Below are 19444 nucleotides of genomic sequence, written 5' to 3'. Positions count from 1 at the left end.
ATAGCATCTGGACTCCGCCTCCTGATCTCAACCATCAACTCCACATGGAACCGTTTCGAGATGACGACACACCAATGCAGCACTCTGTACCTTCTGTTAACGTCATGAATTTCATGTGAAGAATGGTGAAATAAACCTACCCGCATGACAGAATCACTTGTTATTCAAACGTTTGTTTGATATAGTTGTATTAAACAATCGTTTGAATACCGGAACGGAATACAGTTAATGGATGATTCACCGAAATATCGCTTGCTGGATGCTGCAGGTGCTGCCTTTGCTCAACTGGGGTTCGCTGGCGCTGCTGTCAGGGATATCTGCCAGGCTGCCGGGCTTAATATCGCTTCCGTCAATTACTACTTCGGCGATAAAGAGCGACTTTATGCCGAAACGGTCAAATATGCCTGTGAGAAATCAGCAACTAAGTACCCCATGCCCCAATGGCCCGAAAAAACACCGGCATGGAACAGGCTGCAGGATTTCATCACTACTTTCGTCAATCGCCTGACTGATCCAGAGAACAAGCCCTGGCAAACGCAGATCATCATGCGGGAAATGGCCCAACCAAGCTCAGCATGCCTGGAGTGGATTCGCGACTACGTTCAACCACTCGCTGATACTTTGAAATCCATACTCGCAGAACTGTCGAACAAACCGGTGGTGGATGATCAACTCTATTGCATCGGCTTCAGCATTGTCGGGCAATGTCTTTATTATCGGCAAAACCGACCTATTGGCGAACAACTCATGGGCAAAGAACGATTCAGTGCACTCACTCCGCAGGTGATTGCTCAGCATATTTGCAACTTCACAGGTGCCGCACTAGGCCTGACACCTCCTTTGTTGTCCAATCCGGGCAAGAAAGTCATTCATACACGCAGCCGTGCCATTGCCAGGGAGCGAAGATTATGAACTGGGTAGCCTGGAAAATGCTGACAGGCGACCGGGCCAAATACTTCGGCCTGATCTTCGGCATTGCCTTCGCCTGCTTGCTGATGGCACACCAGATGTCCATCTTCTGCGGGATCATGCGGCGAACCGCGGGGCGAATCGTTGATGTACGGGAAGCAGAAATCTGGGTGACCCAACCCAATGTGATTTACGTCGAAGAACTCAAGCCCATGCCTGATACCTACCTGTACCGCGTGCGCGGCGTGCCCGGCGTGGCTTGGGCAGTTCCCTATATGAAGAATCAGATTCAGATTCGTTTCCGTGACGGGTCGTTCCGCAATGTGCTCATGATCGGTATCGATGATGCAACATTGATTGGTGCACCAACCACCATGTATGCAGGAAGCCTGGCAGACTTGCGCAAACCCGATGCCTTCATTGTTGACAAAGCTGGCTACACCTTCCTGTGGCCTGAGGATAAGGGGCAGTATCAGTTAGGCAAGATTGTCGAGATCAATGATCGACGGGCAGTGCTGGTGGGCGTATGCGATTGTCTGCCCACTTTTCAGACATTGCCAGTGTTGTTTACGCGATACAGCCAATCGAGAGTATATGCACCGCCAGAACGCAACCAGCTTTCCGCCATTCTTGCACACGCTGAAGATGGCGTCAGCAGCAGTGAGGTTTGTCAGCGCATCCAAGACCAGACTGGCTTATCCGCCAATGATGATGATTCCATGTACTGGAAAACCATAGGGTATTACTTGCGATCAACTGGCATTCCCATCAACTTTGGTATCACGATTTTCCTCGGCTTCTTTGTGGGTGCAGCCATCGCCGGCCAGACATTTTACCTGTTTGTCATCGAGAACCTGAAACAATTTGGCTCTCTGAAAGCCATGGGATTAGGCAACCTCCGCATTATTGCCATGATCCTTTTTCAGGTGGTGATTGTCTCCATCATTGGATATGCGATTGGCATGGGCCTTTGTGCAGCATTTTTTGAAGGAACCAAGAACCAGGTGCACCTGGCTGGGTTCTATCTGATGTGGCAGATTGCAGTGATTGTTGCCATTGCGGTTTCGGTCATCGCCATCTGTGCCAGTTTCCTGGCAATGCGCAAAGTGCTGCTGCTGGAACCAGCGGTGGTTTTCAAATGAACCAGAATTCGTGCTGGAGGGTCGCGGGTAAGGGGTTGTTTCCTGAAAACATTCTCAAATCAGTCTTGGATTGGAGAGCGTTCATTACTGATCTGGACTCGCACAGGAAACAACTCCTTGCCCATGATTCTTATGCAGGAATGTATTTCTCCCCTCTCCCCTGGAGGGAGAGGGCTTGGTGGTGAGGGGGTTCTTTTTGATGCAATTAGAACCCGATAACCATTGATTCCAGCTGGAATGGTGCATGTCAGCTTTGCTTGAAACCCCTGTTGCAGCCTCCACAAAGCTATCTCTCGATCGCTTTGCAGTCTGCTGCAATGCATTAACCAAGGATTACGGCAGTGGTGATAGCAAGGTTACTGCTCTCAGTGGCGTCGATCTGAACGTCAACTATGGCGAAATGACTTTGCTCATCGGGCCAAGCGGGTGTGGCAAGACAACATTGATCAGCATCATTGCCGGCCTTCTCAATCCCACAGCGGGAACCATTGAAGTTCTCAACTATGATCTCAATACCATAGGCAACTCATGCAAGACTCGGTTTCGAGGCGAAAACGTCGGATTTGTATTTCAACAATACAATCTTCTACCCGCGTTGAATGCTGCTGAAAATGCTGCTGTACCGCTGCTGATATCGGGTTGGGAGCGAAAGAAGGCTATCTCACGAGCCAAGGAATGTCTCGATCTGGTCGGCTTGTCTGACAAAGTACGATCATTGCCCTCACAGTTATCCGGTGGACAACAGCAGCGTGTGGCCATCGCCCGCTCGCTAGTCATCAATCCCAAACTGCTGGTGTGTGATGAACCAACTGCAGCGCTCGATGCCCGCTCCGGACAGACGGTGATGCAGCTACTTCGCCAGGTTGCAGTGCAGTCAAACCGAGCTGTCATCGTGGTGACACATGACAGCCGCGTGTTTTCCTTTGGCGACCGCATTGTGGAAATGGAAGACGGAGCGGTGAAACGGATTTACAACCGGGATGAAGTGCATTTGATTGGTCATTAAGTTGACAGGAGTATTGCCATGCTCAGTAAATACGGAATGCCACTTTTCGCAACAGGGCTGCTGGTGTTTGCAATCTCTCATGTATTGGGGATGCAGAAGACTCCACCCAAGCTTGATCCATCGGTGCCACCCGCCCGTTCGCCTTATGGCAGTACCGTGGCTGCTGCAGGCTTGGTAGAGCCAACCACCGAAAACATCAATATTGGCGCTGCGGTTCCCGGGGTGGTTTATGCACTGCAGGTAAAAGTGGGACAGAAGGTACAGCAAGGTCAACCTCTGTTCACTGTCGATAATCGCCATCTGGAAGCCCAGAAGAAAGCCCGTGAATCGGAACTTCTTTCAGCTCAGGCGCAACTGGATAAACTGATGTCCATGCCCCGGCCCGAAGAAATACCAGTCAAACAGGCCAAGTTACGCGAAGCCCAGGCAAACCTGTCTGATCAGGAATTATTGTGGAAACGCTCCAAAGGACTCTACGAAACCGCCGGACGATCAGGCGCGATCACGGAAGAAGAGTACATCCGCCGACGGCAGGCCTACGAGATGGCACAGCAGCAGGAACTCGCTGCCCAGGCTGATTTGAAATTGCTTCTCGCTGGAGCATGGGAAGCCGACAAAGCTGTGGCTCGTGCAACGATCGCTCAAGCTCAAGCACAACTCGACATGGTCAAAACGGAAATCGAACGCACCATCGTTCGTGCTTCTGTTTCCGGCGAAGTGTTGCAGGTCAATGTTCGCCCCGGTGAGTATGTCAGCAACGTACCAGGCCAGGGTCAGTCGTATGTCGTAATTGGCAATGTCGATCAACTGCATGTGCGTGTGGATATTGATGAACACGATATTCCACGGTTTAAGTCTGGGGCCATCGCTCGAGCCAACCCGCGAGGCGATGCCAACCAGTTTCATCAGCTTCGCTTTGTCCGCATCGAGCCTTTTGTCGTACCTAAACGATCACTCACAGGTAACACCACCGAACGGATTGATACTCGGGTGCTGCAGGTGATTTACGCCGTACAGCCTGCCAGCCAGGATTCTCCACGTCTCTATGTTGGTCAGCAGGTGGATGTCTTCATTGATATCGGCGACAAAGCAGAAGTATCCCAGGCCCAATCCCGATAAGAGCACTAAGAAAAGTGTTTTTCTCCCTTCTCCCCTGGAGGGAGAGAGGTTGGGGATGAGTGGGTTCTTCTTGCTAAACGCTTGGCTTATTCACCGATTTCGAATTGATACTCTGTGAAATCTGCAGACCTACCAGTCTGGACACCATCACCAGCAGATAAATCTGTCCGATCAATGCTTCAGCAGATGCAAACATGCGTGCAGTTGGAGTCGTAGGCACGGCATCCCCATATCCAACCGTACTCAACGTCACGAAACTGAAATAGAGCATGTGGTACGACCTGGCCAGTTCACTTTCCTTAATCGATGGTGGGTGCGATGCTGCTGAAAATGCAATCGAACCCGGAGTAGCCAGTTCCAGTATGGTGTAGATATGTGCCCACAGGGCACCCAGCAGTAGATAAATACAAATGGAGGCGCTGATGGTATCAAACGTGATTGCCTCATGGGAAAAAATCTGCCTGAATAGCAGATAGATAATGAAGCTCAGAAACAAAATGCGCAGTAGGTGGAACACCAGTTCTGAAATATCCGAAAGTATGACAGCGGTGAGGAGTTCCAGCATTAAGGAAAGCGTCATCAGCAGAACAGCTACCATGGTAATCCGTCGGTCACCACTGACAGCATAGGTAGCAGAGGCCGCCCAGGAGACTGAGAATGCAAACCAGAGAAGTCGTACCGTCAGGGAATGTGGGCTATCTGTGGTCTGCAATAACATGGGTGTCAACAGGACGAAACAGATCAGCATTAACAGCAGGATGGTAAAACGCTTCTGATAAAAGGTGGATGATGGCATGGCAGTCTGCAACACTTGAAAATGGACACAAACAGGTTTCAAACCGTGCCATACTGTAACAGATTTCCGTCAAATTAGATATGTGACCACTTAACATCAGAAAATCTTTTGCACACACATAGCGAACTGGCGCTCAACGCGGATGATACCTTCAGTGTCAAGGCTGACCAGTTGCAGATGTTAAATGGAAAGTTGTAATACAAAGTTGCATGGATAACTTTTCAAAAGGCAAAGGAGCCATCGTGGTCAACTAACGCATTGAATCAGGGAATCTTATCCACATGAAAAGGGGGAAGAAAGTCAAAGGATGGAGGTGGAAGAAATGAAACTTACTGCTGATAAAACTGACAACTCAATCTGCAACTATTGACATCAAGTCTTTCGAGGATATGGATAACGCGATCAGAAGGAATACCCCAGTCCATCGCCCAGCGGATAACGTCTAGGTTTTCCTTGCCTTCCTTCATCCGTTCAAGGATGCGGTCAAGCAATTGCTCATCCTGCTGGAATTCATTGAGCAACAAACCGAAATCGCTGCGATTGAGTTCCATCCAGTAGGTTTTGCCTTGCAGATGTTCCATCCAGCGGGCACGGAGGAAACCATTCCAGTGCTCATGCACCCAGCGGCGAATACACTCTTCGCCCAAGTCACGGCCTGCCTGCTCACTGGCAATCCAGCGATGCTTCAAGGCAGCCTGCAACCCTTCATTCTGCAAGCTCGATTGGGGCACACCATCGGGTGGTGGCATCGACGAATCTCCACTGACACCAGCCTGAGCTGACTGGTACTTCAAATATACCTCTATTATTTATAATCGGCACCACGAATCTTCACAATAACAGGTCTCACAAATCTCATCTGATTAATACTCGGAAATTTTGATACGAATGAAAAAGTTGAAAGTATCAAAGCAAAAACTCATCCTTTGCGATTGTTAACATCTCCATGAATAACTTCTGGTTTATCGGTGTTTCCTTGATACTCTATCCCCTCATGGAGTTATGAGGAAGTTATGACCTACACAGCCAAGGATATTCAAGTACTGGAAGGCTTGGAGCCGGTACGTCGCAGGCCTTCCATGTACATTGGCGGGGTGGATGTTAAGGGTTTGCACCACCTGGTATGGGAAATTGTTGATAACAGTGTTGATGAATACCTGAACGGGCATGGCGACTCGGTGACCGTAACACTGCACAAGAAATGTGATGCAGTCACCGTGCAGGATAACGGTCGGGGCATTCCGGTTGATATCCATCCCAAACACAAGAAATCGGCGTTGGAACTGATCCTGAGTACCTTGCACAGTGGTGCGAAGTTTGGCGACGGCGACAGTTACTTCCATTCAGGTGGTTTGCATGGCGTCGGGTCCTCCGTGGTGAATGCACTTTCAAAAAAGCTGGTAGCAACCATCAAACGGGATGGATATGAATGGACGCAATCCTTTGCCCGAGGCAAAGCCCAAGGTGCGATCAAGAAGGTTGGCCCGGCACGCGGGCATGGCACCAACATCTATTTCGAACCTGATCCGGAAATATTCCGTTCCACGACCTTCGATGCTGACACCATCCGCGAACACCTCGATGGGATGGCGTACATACACAGCGGCATGAAGGTTATCTTCATCAACCAGGAGAAGAATGAGACTCTTGACCTCACGCATCAGGGTGGGTTGCAGGAGTTTCTGGGAAATCTGGTGAAAGAGAGCCAGAAGCCTGCTGTCACTGACATCATCTTTCACTTGCCCCGCACAGGTGGCGAGCGTGAAGCCAAGGTCGAATGTGCCTTGCAGTGGACGGAGAGCACCGAAGAATCGATCCGCAGTTACGTAAATGGCATCCGCACCCCCAGCGGCGGAACGCACGAGAACGGTTTCAAGGCAGCAATGGTCAAAGCCATCCGCAATTACATCGAGACGCACGATGTCAAAATCAAGGGCCTATCAATTACTGCGGAAGATATTCGCGAAGGTGTGGTCGGACTGCTCTCCGTGTTTGTACGTGAGCCGAAGTTTCAGGGACAAACCAAAGAGCGGTTAAACAACGAAGAAATGACTTCGCATGTGGATGGCGTGGTTCGCCCTGCACTGGAAGCCTGGCTCAATGCCAACAAGGCTTCCGCAGATCGCATTGTGGGTCGCATCATCCTGGCGGCCCGCGCCCGTGAAGCCTCGCGGGCTGCAGTTCAAGACATTAAACGCAAATCCGTTTCGGAACGGCGGCTCAATCTTCCAGGTAAACTGGCTGATTGCACCTCCACCAATCTCGATGAAACAGAGCTGTTCATTGTTGAAGGTGAATCTGCAGGCGGTTCAGCCATTGGTGGACGCAACCGCAAGACGCAGGCGATCTTGCCACTGCGAGGCAAGATTCTCAATTCAGAAGGTTTGCCGGTTTCCAAAGTGATCCTCAACCAGGAAATCAGCAATCTGCTCGCAGCTCTCGGCACTGGCATCGGCGACAAGTTTGATATCAACCGACTGCGTTACGGCAAAATCATACTCCTGATGGATGCGGATTACGATGGTCATCACATCAGCACGCTACTTTTGACTTTTTTCTTCCGTTACCTTCCACAACTTATCCGTGATGGCCGTGTGTTCCTGGCTCAGCCTCCGCTGTATCGTATTGTGGTAGGTAAGGAAGCTCAGTGGGCTCGAGATGATGTACACAAGGAAGAAATTCTGAAATCGCTCAAAAGCAACGCCAAGCCGGTAATAACCCGGTTCAAGGGACTGGGTGAAATGAATTCAGCGGTGCTAGGTGAAACTACACTGAACCCGCGCAGTAGAACCCTGTTGCAGGTAGAAATCAACGATACCCTGGCAGCCGACCAGACGTTTAACAGTTTAATGGGGAAAGATCCATCCCTGCGTTATGATTTCATCATGAACTCAGCAGAGATGGCATCCATGGAAGAACTCGACGTGTAGCGATTGAAATCCCGGTGGGTAAGTCAAACCACCGGGATGATAAATCTATTTTGCAGGCCGCTTGCCAGTACCTGCTGCAACACCCAGGTCTGCCGTTGAAGTAATTTTCACGGTTCCGGGTTCCATATCAGGTTTGGCAGAACAACCAGACATGAACATTACACTCATTAACAGTACCAATCTAGCAGTCATGTATTACTCCAGAATGGAAGAAGTATCGTTGATGAGTCCATCGCGGCGTCCAGACAGTTGCTGCAGAAGTGCCCAGTCGGACGTGTTATTGGCATTGTTGGAAATATCGGGCACCGTCGTGTTGCCATAACGAATGGTTCGCACCGAGCCATCACCGAAGGCAAACTGAGCACCCGAAGCATGGCGACTGCCAAAGCGATACCAGTTGCAGCCGACGTTACCGTTGGTCAAAACTACACCAAATGCAGGTGGCATTGGCCCTCCTACGGAGAATGCATTCCCTCGGCCTACGCCATATCCAGTACCCATGGCACCAACACCCATCCATGTCCATGCTGCACTTTTCAGCGCCCCATTGGATGACAAGCCACCCAACCCTTCGCCGAAGAGCAACGTGTTGCTGGTGCCATCTTGAACTGTCAACTGTCCCAGAGTCACTTGGGAGCGATTGAACAAAGTACCTTCAAACTGTGCGAATACCTGATCAGTTGGTGATGGGCTTTCGTATGGCCCGGCACAGCCTGCTACCCCCACATAGTTGGTTCGGCCCCACTTTACCTGCAGTCCTGAAAAGAAATGTGTGTGTCGAAAGACACCGTTTGCCACGTAGATACCAATCTGATCGGAAAAGCTACTGTCTTCCGTCGTCTGATCGCTCGGACATTGAAACATCTTGAACTGTGCCTGCGCTGTGTTGGGTTGAACATTCAGCAAGGCAGTCCACCAGGGTGCATATTCGGAGTCCAGTCGAATGTTCAACGGCTGAATGCCTGTTCCGGATGGTGGCCCCAGCACAGGGAATGTCATCTGTGGAGTAGCTAACTGCTTGAAGAGATTGTCCTGTTCCAAGTAAGGCAAGAGGATAGCCAGGATGCCAATGTTCGGGCCGCGAGTGAAATCGACCGGCAACGTAGTGCCACCATTCGCCCTCACTGCACCGTAATAACCAGGCGGAAGTTTGCTGAAATCATTGTGATAGTTATGGGCAGCCGTGGCGATTTGTCGCAGGTTCGATGCGCAGAGCATCTTGTTCGCTGCTTCGCGAACCTTCTGAATAGCAGGTAGTAGCAGAGCCATCAGCAAGGCGATGATGGCAATAACAACTAATAGTTCAATGAGCGTAAATGCCCGTCGTGGTGAAAGCTTCATGTTGATCTCCGGTATGTGATTACTGAGCAACCCGTTTAACCACGGTGTCAGCCTGTTTAAGAAAAAAGGAAAAGTGCGTGCGGGCATACTTCACCTGATCCGCACTCGCTGATGCTGGTGAGCCACACTTATAAGGTGGTTCTGGATCGTATTCGATCGCTAACTGAACGTTCTGTGCGTATCGGTCGTCCTTGAGTTTGGCGGCCAGCCGCAAGCCGAAGTCGAGGCCTGCAGTCACGCCAGCACCGGTGATGCGGTTGCGATCTTCAACGACACGCTTGGCTGTCGGGATAGCTCCCAGCGGCTTGAGAAAGTCCATGGCTGCCCAGTGCGTGGTAGCCTGGTAGCCTTTCAAAAGCCCCGCAGCACCAAGCACCAGGGAACCGGTGCAGACACTGGTGACATAGGTGGCCTTCGAACCACGGCTCTTCAGAAACTCAGTGATTTCTTTATCTTCCATGGCTCGCAGCGTACCTGCAGTGCCACCTGGAACAAAAATCAGCAGTGGCTCTTCGGTGGTGTCTTTCAGCGTCTGCTGTGGAAGTAAGGTCACGCCGGTATCTGTCGTAATCGGGTCTTTGGTCTTGGCCACGATCTTGACCTGAATTCCAGCCACCATCGAAAGTATCGAATGAGGGCCGACCAGATCAAGCAACGTGAATTGGGGATATGCCAGCATCAAGGCCTGGGTGGGCTTCTTCGCTGGTGGATCATCCTTTGCAACGGCAGTTGCCGTGACTGCTGCACCTAGCGCAGCAATCGCTTCGCGTCGATTCATTGTCATCTCCTGATTATTCATCGCAACAGGGGCACTTCTCTGGAACGAGAAGCGACATGGTTGCGGTGTATTGAGTGAGTTCATAATTCGCAGACTTCTCGTCCGTCTTGTGGTGTGCCACAATCAGGTAGTAGCCTCCGAGTTTGGGTTCATAGCTGACACGCCCCTGAGCATCAGAAACGCGTTCGTAATCCTGATCGAGTCCTTCCTTGAGAGTGACCCCGCGAGGAATGAAGCTGACCTTCACACCTGCAAGTGGTTTGCCGTGAAGCAACAACTGCAGTTTGACTGGAGTACCCGGTCCCATCGGCGTGATGGGATTGGTGAGGGGCACCATCTCGATGGCATGGCCCAGTGGCTTGTCGAACCCAGATGAGTCGCCAAGTTTGTCCAGCTTCTCGCTGGCAAGAAAGAAAGCCTTGGAGCTACGAACCGAACGTACCGCTTTCCCATGGTTGACGATGCCATCAGTAAACATGGCTGCGGTGTAGAGTCCTGGCTCTGCAGCAACAAAACGTGCCGAGTGAAACCCTTCCTTGGGCGTGTAACCCAGGTCGGTCAGCAGTGGTTTCAGATCAGTTTTTCTTCCATGGGGCGAGATAACTTGAAGGTGCTGAACCTTATCCACACCAATCTTGGAAGCCAGCTTGAAATCCCGGTGATCATTGCCATGATTGCCGAGCATGAGGTCGATATGGATGCCTTCGCCGGTACGAACGATGGCGGTATTGGTTTGCAGCCACACATCGTGGGCTGATAAAGTAGATATCACGAATACGCCGAGAATCGTGGCGCAAAAAAGACGAGCCATCACATCCCTCGTAGGTGTTGATTCTTGTTGATCACGAAATGTGCAATAACCACTCACGCAACGCTAAACGATGCTGTGCTTGCACCATGAATGAAGATAATGTGCACGTAAGTCCGGGCAGGTGCCTGGTCCCCGTGTGCTTGTTTCAACTTTTACGATCTAGAGATGCTTGGGAGGCGGCGATTCAGGTGCGGTACGATGTGAACATAGTTCGCATGGGGCGATAACGACATTTTCAGAATTCAAGCAGGCCAGCAGATCGAGTGCGCATTCGCATTTAAGCACAACAATGGTGTTTGCAAGCAGGCTCCAGCCATCATGCCCCTGACATTGGTGGGCATGAATCATGACAATCCATTTCAAACTTTTTGATGGCCTGGAGGTTTGAGAAGTATTTTGATGCTCACAACAGGACGAGTTGCACGATTCATTCTTTGTTTCGCAACAATTCTCGTGCCTGGATTCCTGTTCACAGGATTCACATTTACCAGATAGCTGAACGTCTGCCTGGGCAACAAAGTCGGGGACGGGCTGGTTGTGTTGCCTGGCCCAAGCCAGTTTTTCTTCGTTCGTATGACAACAACAATATTTCCAACATTGCTCTGCAGTCATGCATCCGCAACGGGATTCCATACAGATAAAAGGCGTACTAAGGTCTTTTCCATTGGAAGGTGGGACAGGCAAGCCGATGACCATGAACATCATCAACAAAAGACAGACCAAAGCAATGCTCTGTCGTGTCAATCTCGGCAATGAGATGATCCTTTCAGCCATACCAATGAACTTAGCAAATTCAATACCGTATGCAAGAAGTTAATCAGTCAATGCTTTTTCCAATAGTGGGTATTGCCACAACCCTTAAGGAAAACAAATGCAGCACTACGGGGTTCGATATTGGAGCCCTTGATTATGCCGTACTCTCATGCCTTCTTCATGGTTGATCGGGTACTGTGATTAGCGTCATGCGATTTATCAGGAGAAACTTTCATGCAATGCTTAACCAAAGTCGGAGTACTGGGATTGGTGGGCACTGGTTTGTTTTCATTGGCCCAAGCCGAAGATTGGCCTCAGTTCCGCGGACCAAACAGTTCAGGCCTGGCCACTGGCGTCAGTGTGCCGATGGAGTGGGGCAAGGATAAGAACATCCTTTGGAAAGCCAAGGTCACCGGCGTAGCCTGGTCATCGCCCATAGTGTGGGGCGATAAGGTATTTATCACCACAGCCATCACCGAGAATCAGCGCAAGCCATCGGGTGGCGGCATGGGCGGTGGTGGAGGAGGCAGACCCGGTGGTGGACGTGGTGGTTCTGGTGGACCGCCAACCAAACAAGGCGAAGCTGGCAAGCAAGGCAATGGGCCACCGAACAAGGGTGGCTTCCAACGTGGTGGCGGCGGTGGGCAAGGCGGACCGGGTGGCTATGGCCGAAATCCTCAGCCACCCAATGCTCTGTATCAATGGCAAGTGATTTGCCTCGATAAGAAAACCGGCAAGGAAATCTGGAAACAGCAGGCGCTCGAAGCCAAGCCTCGTATTCCCACGCATGGTTCCAACACGTTTGCTACCGAAACGCCGGTCTGCGATGGTGAACGACTCTATGTCTACTTCGGCATGATGGGTGTGTTCTGCTACGATCTGGATGGGAAACTTCTGTGGCAAAAAGACCTCGGTTCATTTCCGATGATGGCTGGCTGGGGCACAGCCAGTTCACCGGTGCTGGAAGGCGAGAAGCTCTTCCTTCAGATTGATAATGAACAGAAGTCTTTCCTCGTGGCACTGGATCGCAAGACGGGTAAAGAACTGTGGCGCGTGGAGCGCGACGAGAAGACCAATTGGGGCACACCCATGGTCTGGAAGAACAGCCAGCGAACCGAACTGATCACGCTGGGTGGCAAGAAAATCCGCTCGTACAACCCAGACGATGGTAAACTGCTTTGGGAGCTCAATAACGGTGGCAGTCGATGCTGCGCAACACCAGTGGGCACTCATGATGTGTTGTACGTCGGCTCATCACCCAATATGGGTGGAGGCGGGGGTGGCATGCGTGGCGGCCCAGGTGGGGGTGGTGGAGGCGGTAATAAGGAAGAAAACAAAGAAGGAGAAGAAGGCCGTCTACCAGGTCAGGGTCGAGGCAGCATCGGAGGAAGTGGCTCTGCAGGCACCCTGTTTGCCATCAAAGCTGGAGCCAGTGGAGATATCAGCCCGAAAGCTGGCGAGACCACCAGCAGTGGCGTGATCTGGTCGGTAGCACGTGGCGGTGTGGAAATGGCATCGCCACTGGTTTACGAAGGCCACTTGTATGTGCTGGGCCGTAATGGTGGAGTCGTCACATGCCTGGATGCCAAGACGGGCAAGCAGGTTTACCGTGAACGTATCCCCGGAGCCAAGAGTTTCTGGGCATCGCCCTGGGCGGGCAGCGGAAAAATCTACTGCCTCGATGATGGCGGCACCACACATGTACTGCAAGCCGGACCTGATTTCAAAGTGGTCAGCAAGAATGCCCTGGATGAAATGTTTTGGGCATCACCTGCTGTAGCTGATGGCGCCGTGTTCTTGCGAAGTGTGGATTACGTTTATTGCATCAAGCAGTAGAGTATCCTTTTCATTCAATCAGCCTGCGAGTAATACTCCCAGGCTTTTTCAAATCGTTGGCACATATTTCTTGAATGCCACGGTGAGTGCATCTACTAAATCAGTAGGCAGCATGGCTTGTTCACCCAGCGTGGAAGCAGCCAGGTCGCCGGCCAGGCCATGCAGATGAACTCCAACCTGGGCTGCATCGAAGGTGTTCATGCCCTGGGCTATGAGTGATGCGATCATGCCGGTAAGCACATCTCCACTGCCTCCCTTGGCCATGCCAGCGTTGCCGGTGGTATTGACGTAGACTCGCTGACCATCAGTTACAATGGTGCCTTTACCTTTGAGAACAAGGATGCACTTGTGATCACCCAGGTATCGAATGGCGTGCTGCTTGCGATCAGTCTGAACAACCTGTGCTGTGGTTCCCATCATCCGGGCCAATTCCCCTGGATGCGGTGTGCAGATCAGGGGTATGTGCCTGTCAGGCAGTTTGCCCTGCAGTCGCAGTTCTGTCATGGCAATCAGGCCATCAGCATCAATGATGATAGGTCCTTCGTAGCTGGCTAACAGAGCTTGCAGCACGATAGCTATGGCCGGAGTGGTACCCAGCCCAGGGCCAAAAGCTACCACGGATGCCGAAGCTGCCAGCGTTGATAAATTCTGCCCGGCACCTTCCGCCAGTGAACCATCCTCTGCACAAGGTAAGCTCGCAGTAAGATAGCATGGATTGCCTGCAGCAACTACCAGCTGAACAGACTGTGGACAAGCCACCTGCACCAGTCCGGCGCCACTTCGCAATGCACCCATTCCCGCAAGGACCGCTGCTCCGCTCATCCCCACGCTGCCCGCAACGATTAATACTTTTCCAAAAGTTCCCTTATGACCATCTTTAGGTCTGACAGGCAATCGCGGAAGGCTGCTAACAGAGCGAAGCATGAAATTACACCCAAACGAAGTGCATGCATTTACGGGCTCAACTACAGTACTACGATTAAGAACTGCATTCAGGGTCAATCAAACCGATAAAGAACTCAGACTGAATGGATATCGTCCGGTCGGTGAGATTATGCCGGGTTTACAAGCGTTCCAGATCGTCGGCCCGGGGTAAATCATCAATTTTGGAAAGATGAAAGAATTCAAGAAACCGCTGAGTGGTTACGTAGAGTGACTCTTTTTCATCGTTATACCCTTGCACCGATACCATGCCACGGCGGATCAGTTGTCTGAGTGGTGTCAGACACGGTTGGCCAAGTATGCCTTCAATTTCAAAATGAGTGAGAGGCTGACGATACGCAATAATCGAAAGTGTTTCGATAGCCTGTTGAGATAATCGAGCTTCCTTCACACCACCATAAAGCCATTCAAGAATGTGCCGATGCCGTTGGTGGAGTGTCAGTCGATACGTTTCCTTTTCACGGATAATTGCATAAGGCCGATTCTGGCTTTGGTAGCGATGGTTGAGATTGCGAATCGATGCAAGCACCGCATGGGAATCAATCCGGCGTATCAGCGAGCAAATAAATTCCACACTCAAAGGCTCACGTGCTGCAAAGAAAACAGCTTCAAGAATACTCTCCAGTGAGGGTGGAGCTTCAGCTTCAGGCCGCAAACTGACCCGTTCCGCATTAGTTGCAGTTTCGATCTGCTCACCAGTCGTAGAGACTGTTTCCAACTCAGGTTCCACGTCCAGGTGCCAGCTTTCAGGAATTACCGTCTCATGAGCTACCTGAACCTCATCCATATGGTTCATGGCTGCCCCCGGTCGGTCAGGCTGGTTCCAATCAACAGTGATTCCCACTCGCTTCGCTTCAGTGGTGTGAATCGCGAAGGCAATGCCAGTTCTTCATCACTCAACTTCTTCAGTTGCTCTCTCGCATCTTCGAGAGTCTCCCGCATTTCACGGAACTGCCCTCGCTTACCATAACTTTTACTCAGGAGCAGATAGGCATGCAGTGTTTCAACACGATGAGTTGAATGACCAATTAACGCTTCGTACAATTCGGCCGCCTTCTGCCAGCAGATTTCCGAAGCAGGCACTTCAGCAGGCGCCAAGGGTTTGAGAACACCCAGATTCATCCAGCATTCCGCCTCCCCAAATCGGGCATAACGAATGAAGTTTTCACGCTGAGACATGGACGTGAATTGAACCTCCTTCTTGCCAAGTTCTTCAGCAGCAATCTGGAAGTTCTTACAGGCCTGCCAGAGTTGGTCGGCTTGTCTGCGCAACAATGGTTCCTGCAGGTTCATTTGCAGATCGGCAGAGGGTCGTCCTTCGGCCAGTAGTAATTCCGCCAGCATATACCGCGTTTGTGCCGCTTCAGAATGAGGCACAGCCACCTGTAATGCACGTTCGCAGGCCTGAATGGCTCGGAGTGCTGGAATATTACGCAGAATAATCACAGCATTATAAAGATAAGTAGCAAATTGATGACACGCTGTCCGGGCTTCCGGCCCACTGTCTGGACGTGATACCAGACCAGCAGCCAGTTCCAGTTGCTTGCCTGCTTCTTCACTGTGTCGATCATCCAGAAATAGCAACTGTGCCAGCCTGAACCTGATCGCTGCCTCGTGATGGCCGGGCGACTGCAATGCCTCCCGTAATCGATCTGCAGCAAACACCAGTTGCCTCTGTTGTTGCAGCGCATCAGCCAGGCCGAGTAGAATCAAAGGCCTGGCAGGCTCCGCCGGGTTCAGACTGAGCAATTCACCCAGGGCACGTTGGGCCAGTTGCCAGGATTTTGCCTGCAAGGCATCCTGACCGGATTGCCAGAGCAATCGTGCCTTGTCTGATTTGGGCGATTGTTGAGCCGCCTTCCAGGCAAACTCAGCAGCCAGTGAATAAGCCTTGGCGCTGGGAATGGGCAACGGGCCATCCTGAGGTTGTGATTGTGCCAGGGCATGCCAGGCCTGGCTGAGCCAGTCATCTGATTTCCCCTTGAATGACCAGGCTGCAGCCGCCTCACCCAGCATGCGTAAATCGTCCCAGCGGCGCAATTGAATCAGCTTGCCAGCCAACTGTGTGACCTGTTCTTCGAGACGCGCTGGGGTAAATTGGGAGTCGGAAGCAATCAATGCTTTTTTTGCTGAGAGTAAGGTGACCAGGCTGCGAACAGCGTCATGCCAGCGCTGCTGTTCCAGAGCCAATTCAGCAAGTCTGCTCTGAGCCACCAAAGCTTCCGGCGTTGGCAGATATTCTCTCCAGACACGCTCCCATAACCGTTGCGCTTCAGGCAGGTTCTTGAGTTGTTGTTGACAGTCTCCATACGCCAGCAAGGCCTGTGGAGTCAGATTACGGGGTGGGAGCATGCCCCAAAGCCTTGCTGCTTCGCCCCATTGTTTAAGGTGATACACAGCCAGCGCCTGCCAATGCACAGCCTGCCAGTATTCGGTCGCTTCCGGGGGAATAGGGGCAAGCGATTTGGGAATCTCCGCCCATCGTTCAAGCCGTGCGAGAATCTCAGCCTTCAGCAAACGCTGTGGATATTGCTGAGCCTTTTCTGTCATATTGATGTAAAGATCGAGTGTTCGCAGCGCACCTGGATCATCGGGTGGCTGCAATTTCAGGCGCAGTTGCGTGAGCAACAAATAACCAGCCATTCGATCCTGACGATTATTCTCAAGCGTTTGTTCCAAGGCAGTCAGCAACGAAATATCCAGCGGTTGCGTGCCCAGTCGTGCCAGTGTCATCTGATAATGCAGTCTGGCTGGTGGGTCTTTCAATTGTACCTTCAGAACTTTATCAAATGCTGTTTGTGCTTTGAGGTAAGCATCACGTGAGAGAGGTGAAGCAGACGCAATGGGGGCAAGCTGTTGTGCTTCGGCCAGAAAGAGATTGCCTTCTAGATAAGCAAATTCATACTCCTGAAATGGATAACTGCCCTGTTTCAACTCTGTGATCAACTGCTTTGCAGCTTCCAGATTGTGCTGATCAATCGCATCAAGAACCTGTTGGTAGCGGGCACGTGCCGCCTGATGATCAGGCCAGAAAACTGGTGACCACCACCAGGCAGATATGCAACAAAAGAGGCCCAATAGAAACAAGGGTATCTGCCAGACCTCGCGCCAGCGAGGCTGTCGGGTGCGTGACGGACGTTCTCCGCTGTGATGCCCCGGCAACATGCTTCCCCCGTTGCCCCTGTGCCGTCGATAATATCCCCATTCGACGAACCATGTCGCCATGCCAGAAAGTGTAAGTCTGGTCAAGAGAGTTTTCTTGAATTCAAACGATGAGAAAGTGGGTGTTTCACCCAGTTTGACCAGTTTACCTTGGAAGAATCGGAACGTTCCGAAAATCCGGCAAGTTCCTGCACAGTTTAGCCGATTTAACAGAAGAGGCGGGGTCGGCTGAGTGCGCTCCCGTTCCATAGTGGGGGAAGGGTGATGAATCGTCGTCGTATGGTCTTGGCGCTGCTTTTGGCGATATTGCCTTTTGCAACACTCCTCGCCCAGGAATCACGCATAGTTCCTTCGGTTCCCGATACGGGCCGACTGGTCCCGGCCAAGCAGGTGGAACCAGGCTTGCCGCCTGCAACTGCTGACATGGGCGCTGTTGACGGCGCCGTTGTCATGGAAGGCGAATACACTCCCAGCTTTGGTGAACGCATGGCTGGTTTTCGTGAAGCACTCTTCAAACCGCTGACATTTTCCTGGTTCGATGGTTACGTCAACTCTGACGGCGACCTGATGACCAGCGATCTGGAAGATCCCTACTGGTTCCGTGCTGATCTGATGTGGGGCTGGTTCAAGAAAGCCAGTACTCCTGCACTTATCACTACTAGTTCACCACAGACATCGCGAGGCATCATTGGCCAGCCAGGTACTCGTGTTCTTTTTGGTGGTGACATCGATCTGCAGACACATCTAGGACCAAGAGTCACGGGTGGGTTCTGGCTGGATCCAACGCAATCCTGGGGATTTGAAGGCAGTTATTTCTTCTTTTCCAACCGCAGTACTTATTACCATCGCTTTTCGCAGGGTGGCGTGTTGCTAGCTTCGCCTTATATTGATGCACTCACCGGCCAGCAGAGTGCCATTCCCATTGCCAATGAGGAACTGGAGGATGGATCACTTGACCAGTTGATTGGCATTGTCGACTTTGGCACCCATAGCAGAATTCAGGGTGCTGAGTTCAATAATATTCACAACATCCGACGCAGAGTGGGATCACGGCTTGACTGGACCTGGGGTTTCCGCTGGATCGAACTAGATGAAACCGTATTCACCGATTATCGCCAGCAACAGGTCAATGGTGCACAATCTCATGTCTGGGATGACTTCGGCACCGCCAACAATTTCTACGGCTTGAACCTGGGCCTACGGTCTCAGTGGTATTTTGGCAGCACCTGGTCGCTGGACATCACAGGCAAACTGGGCTTGGGCGCTATGCGTGGAACGATCACGATTGATGGCTACACGCAAACTGCAGTACCTCCACAGTTCATCATTAATACAGAACGAGGTGGTTTGTATGCTCAGGCTAGTAATGTAGGCCGTACTACGGATATACGCTTCGGCGTAGTTCCCGAAATTGAAATTGCCTTAGGCTATTATTTTTGGGATCACTGGCGGTTTACCATGGGATACAACTTCATGGCTATGACCAACGTGGTGCGCCCGGGAGATCAGATTGATAACCGCATCAACCCCAACATCTTCAACGGCCAGACCGGCGGCCCCAATCTGCCAGAACCGTTGAACAAAACAAGCACCTTCTATTTGAACACTCTGTCGCTGGGTTTGGAAATACGCTACTAAATGTGAATGATTGTAGTCCTCTCTCTCCGAGAGAGGACTTGACCTGCAGAATCATACGAGCCGGGTGCCACGGTTTGCGTGTACGCACGCTAACCGTGCCAATTCACCGCATAGTTACCAGTTCAGGCATACTTAGGCTCCAAATCTGATAGCAGCCAACCGGTGAAAACATCACCGGTTGTTTCTTTTTGCCTGTTTCAGTTTTTGCGTTGTGATGTCACACCAAGTTCTGCTTGGTAAACTTAATGGAATAGCATGCACCAGATGATAACAGGCTTCCC

At 51.4% G+C, this 19444-nt stretch carries 16 protein-coding genes; 7 read left to right on the top strand and 9 right to left on the bottom strand.

Going from position 1 to position 19444, the window contains the following annotated elements:
* Nucleotides 1-228 precede the first annotated feature (228 nt).
* The 4 genes from JNJ77_01470 to JNJ77_01455 all read left to right on the top strand — a co-directional run bounded on the left by JNJ77_01470 (nucleotide 229) and on the right by JNJ77_01455 (nucleotide 4176).
* Nucleotides 229-912, top strand: a complete 684-nt coding sequence (locus JNJ77_01470; protein MBL8821226.1) for a CerR family C-terminal domain-containing protein — start codon at nucleotides 229-231, stop codon at nucleotides 910-912.
* A complete protein-coding gene (locus JNJ77_01465; GenBank protein ID MBL8821225.1) occupies nucleotides 909-2051 on the top strand; it encodes an ABC transporter permease in 1143 nt (380 codons plus the stop codon). The genes JNJ77_01470 and JNJ77_01465 overlap by 4 nt, the downstream gene beginning before the upstream one ends.
* Nucleotides 2052-2295: 244 nt before the next feature.
* A complete protein-coding gene (locus JNJ77_01460) occupies nucleotides 2296-3057 on the top strand; it encodes an ABC transporter ATP-binding protein (protein MBL8821224.1) in 762 nt (253 codons plus the stop codon).
* A gap of 18 nt (nucleotides 3058-3075) precedes the next feature.
* Entirely contained in the window at nucleotides 3076-4176 is a 1101-nt protein-coding gene (locus tag JNJ77_01455; GenBank protein MBL8821223.1) for an efflux RND transporter periplasmic adaptor subunit, read from the top strand.
* A gap of 73 nt (nucleotides 4177-4249) precedes the next feature.
* Here the strand turns inward: JNJ77_01455 and JNJ77_01450 are convergent, their stop codons facing one another.
* A complete protein-coding gene (locus JNJ77_01450; protein MBL8821222.1) occupies nucleotides 4250-4972 on the bottom strand; it encodes a hypothetical protein in 723 nt (240 codons plus the stop codon).
* 329 nt (nucleotides 4973-5301) lie between these two features.
* Nucleotides 5302-5703: a hypothetical protein gene (locus JNJ77_01445; GenBank protein ID MBL8821221.1), complete on the bottom strand. Its 402-nt coding sequence runs from the start codon at nucleotides 5701-5703 to the stop codon at nucleotides 5302-5304.
* Between the two features lie 282 nt (nucleotides 5704-5985).
* Here JNJ77_01445 and JNJ77_01440 point away from each other — a divergent pair, with 282 nt between their 5' ends.
* Nucleotides 5986-7902, top strand: coding sequence for a type IIA DNA topoisomerase subunit B (locus JNJ77_01440; GenBank protein ID MBL8821220.1), 1917 nt, complete (start codon nucleotides 5986-5988; stop codon nucleotides 7900-7902).
* A 45-nt stretch (nucleotides 7903-7947) separates the two neighbouring features.
* Here the strand turns inward: JNJ77_01440 and JNJ77_01435 are convergent, their stop codons facing one another.
* The 4 genes from JNJ77_01435 to JNJ77_01420 are packed head-to-tail and all read right to left on the bottom strand — an operon-like array spanning nucleotide 7948 to nucleotide 10832.
* Nucleotides 7948-8094, bottom strand: a complete 147-nt coding sequence (locus JNJ77_01435; protein MBL8821219.1) for a hypothetical protein — start codon at nucleotides 8092-8094, stop codon at nucleotides 7948-7950.
* Between the two features lie 3 nt (nucleotides 8095-8097).
* Complete coding sequence (locus JNJ77_01430) at nucleotides 8098-9243, bottom strand: DUF1559 domain-containing protein (GenBank protein ID MBL8821218.1); 1146 nt, start codon at nucleotides 9241-9243, stop codon at nucleotides 8098-8100.
* 19 nt (nucleotides 9244-9262) lie between these two features.
* Nucleotides 9263-10021 (bottom strand): DJ-1/PfpI family protein, encoded by a 759-nt coding sequence (locus JNJ77_01425; protein MBL8821217.1) that lies wholly within the window; start codon nucleotides 10019-10021, stop codon nucleotides 9263-9265.
* 13 nt (nucleotides 10022-10034) lie between these two features.
* Nucleotides 10035-10832: a DUF4198 domain-containing protein gene (locus JNJ77_01420; GenBank protein ID MBL8821216.1), complete on the bottom strand. Its 798-nt coding sequence runs from the start codon at nucleotides 10830-10832 to the stop codon at nucleotides 10035-10037.
* 1446 nt (nucleotides 10833-12278) lie between these two features.
* Between JNJ77_01420 and JNJ77_01415 the strand changes: the two genes are divergently transcribed.
* On the top strand, nucleotides 12279-13421 hold the full coding sequence (locus tag JNJ77_01415) for a PQQ-binding-like beta-propeller repeat protein (protein ID MBL8821215.1): 1143 nt from the start codon (nucleotides 12279-12281) through the stop codon (nucleotides 13419-13421).
* A gap of 48 nt (nucleotides 13422-13469) precedes the next feature.
* On the opposite strand, the gene JNJ77_01410 is transcribed toward JNJ77_01415, so the two are convergent.
* From JNJ77_01410 to JNJ77_01400, 3 genes are all read right to left on the bottom strand, one after another.
* Complete coding sequence (locus JNJ77_01410; protein MBL8821214.1) at nucleotides 13470-14345, bottom strand: NAD(P)H-hydrate dehydratase; 876 nt, start codon at nucleotides 14343-14345, stop codon at nucleotides 13470-13472.
* A 139-nt stretch (nucleotides 14346-14484) separates the two neighbouring features.
* Nucleotides 14485-15159 carry an SMC-Scp complex subunit ScpB gene (locus JNJ77_01405; GenBank protein MBL8821213.1) on the bottom strand — a complete coding sequence of 225 codons (675 nt, stop codon included), beginning with the start codon at nucleotides 15157-15159 and terminating at the stop codon, nucleotides 14485-14487.
* The gene (locus tag JNJ77_01400; GenBank protein MBL8821212.1) at nucleotides 15156-17612 is read right to left on the bottom strand and encodes a hypothetical protein; all 2457 of its coding nucleotides are present in this window, start codon (nucleotides 17610-17612) and stop codon (nucleotides 15156-15158) included. Before JNJ77_01400 ends, JNJ77_01405 begins: the two co-directional genes overlap by 4 nt.
* Nucleotides 17613-17789: 177 nt before the next feature.
* On the opposite strand from JNJ77_01400, the gene JNJ77_01395 reads away from it, so the two are divergent.
* Nucleotides 17790-19163, top strand: coding sequence for a BBP7 family outer membrane beta-barrel protein (locus tag JNJ77_01395; protein ID MBL8821211.1), 1374 nt, complete (start codon nucleotides 17790-17792; stop codon nucleotides 19161-19163).
* Nucleotides 19164-19444 lie beyond the last annotated feature (281 nt).

The sequence above is a fragment of the Planctomycetia bacterium genome (genome assembly GCA_016795155.1).
Classification (GTDB): Bacteria; Planctomycetota; Planctomycetia; order Gemmatales; family HRBIN36; genus JAEUIE01.
Note: the sequence above shows the minus strand (reverse complement) of the source record. Positions and strands in the feature narration are given on the sequence as shown.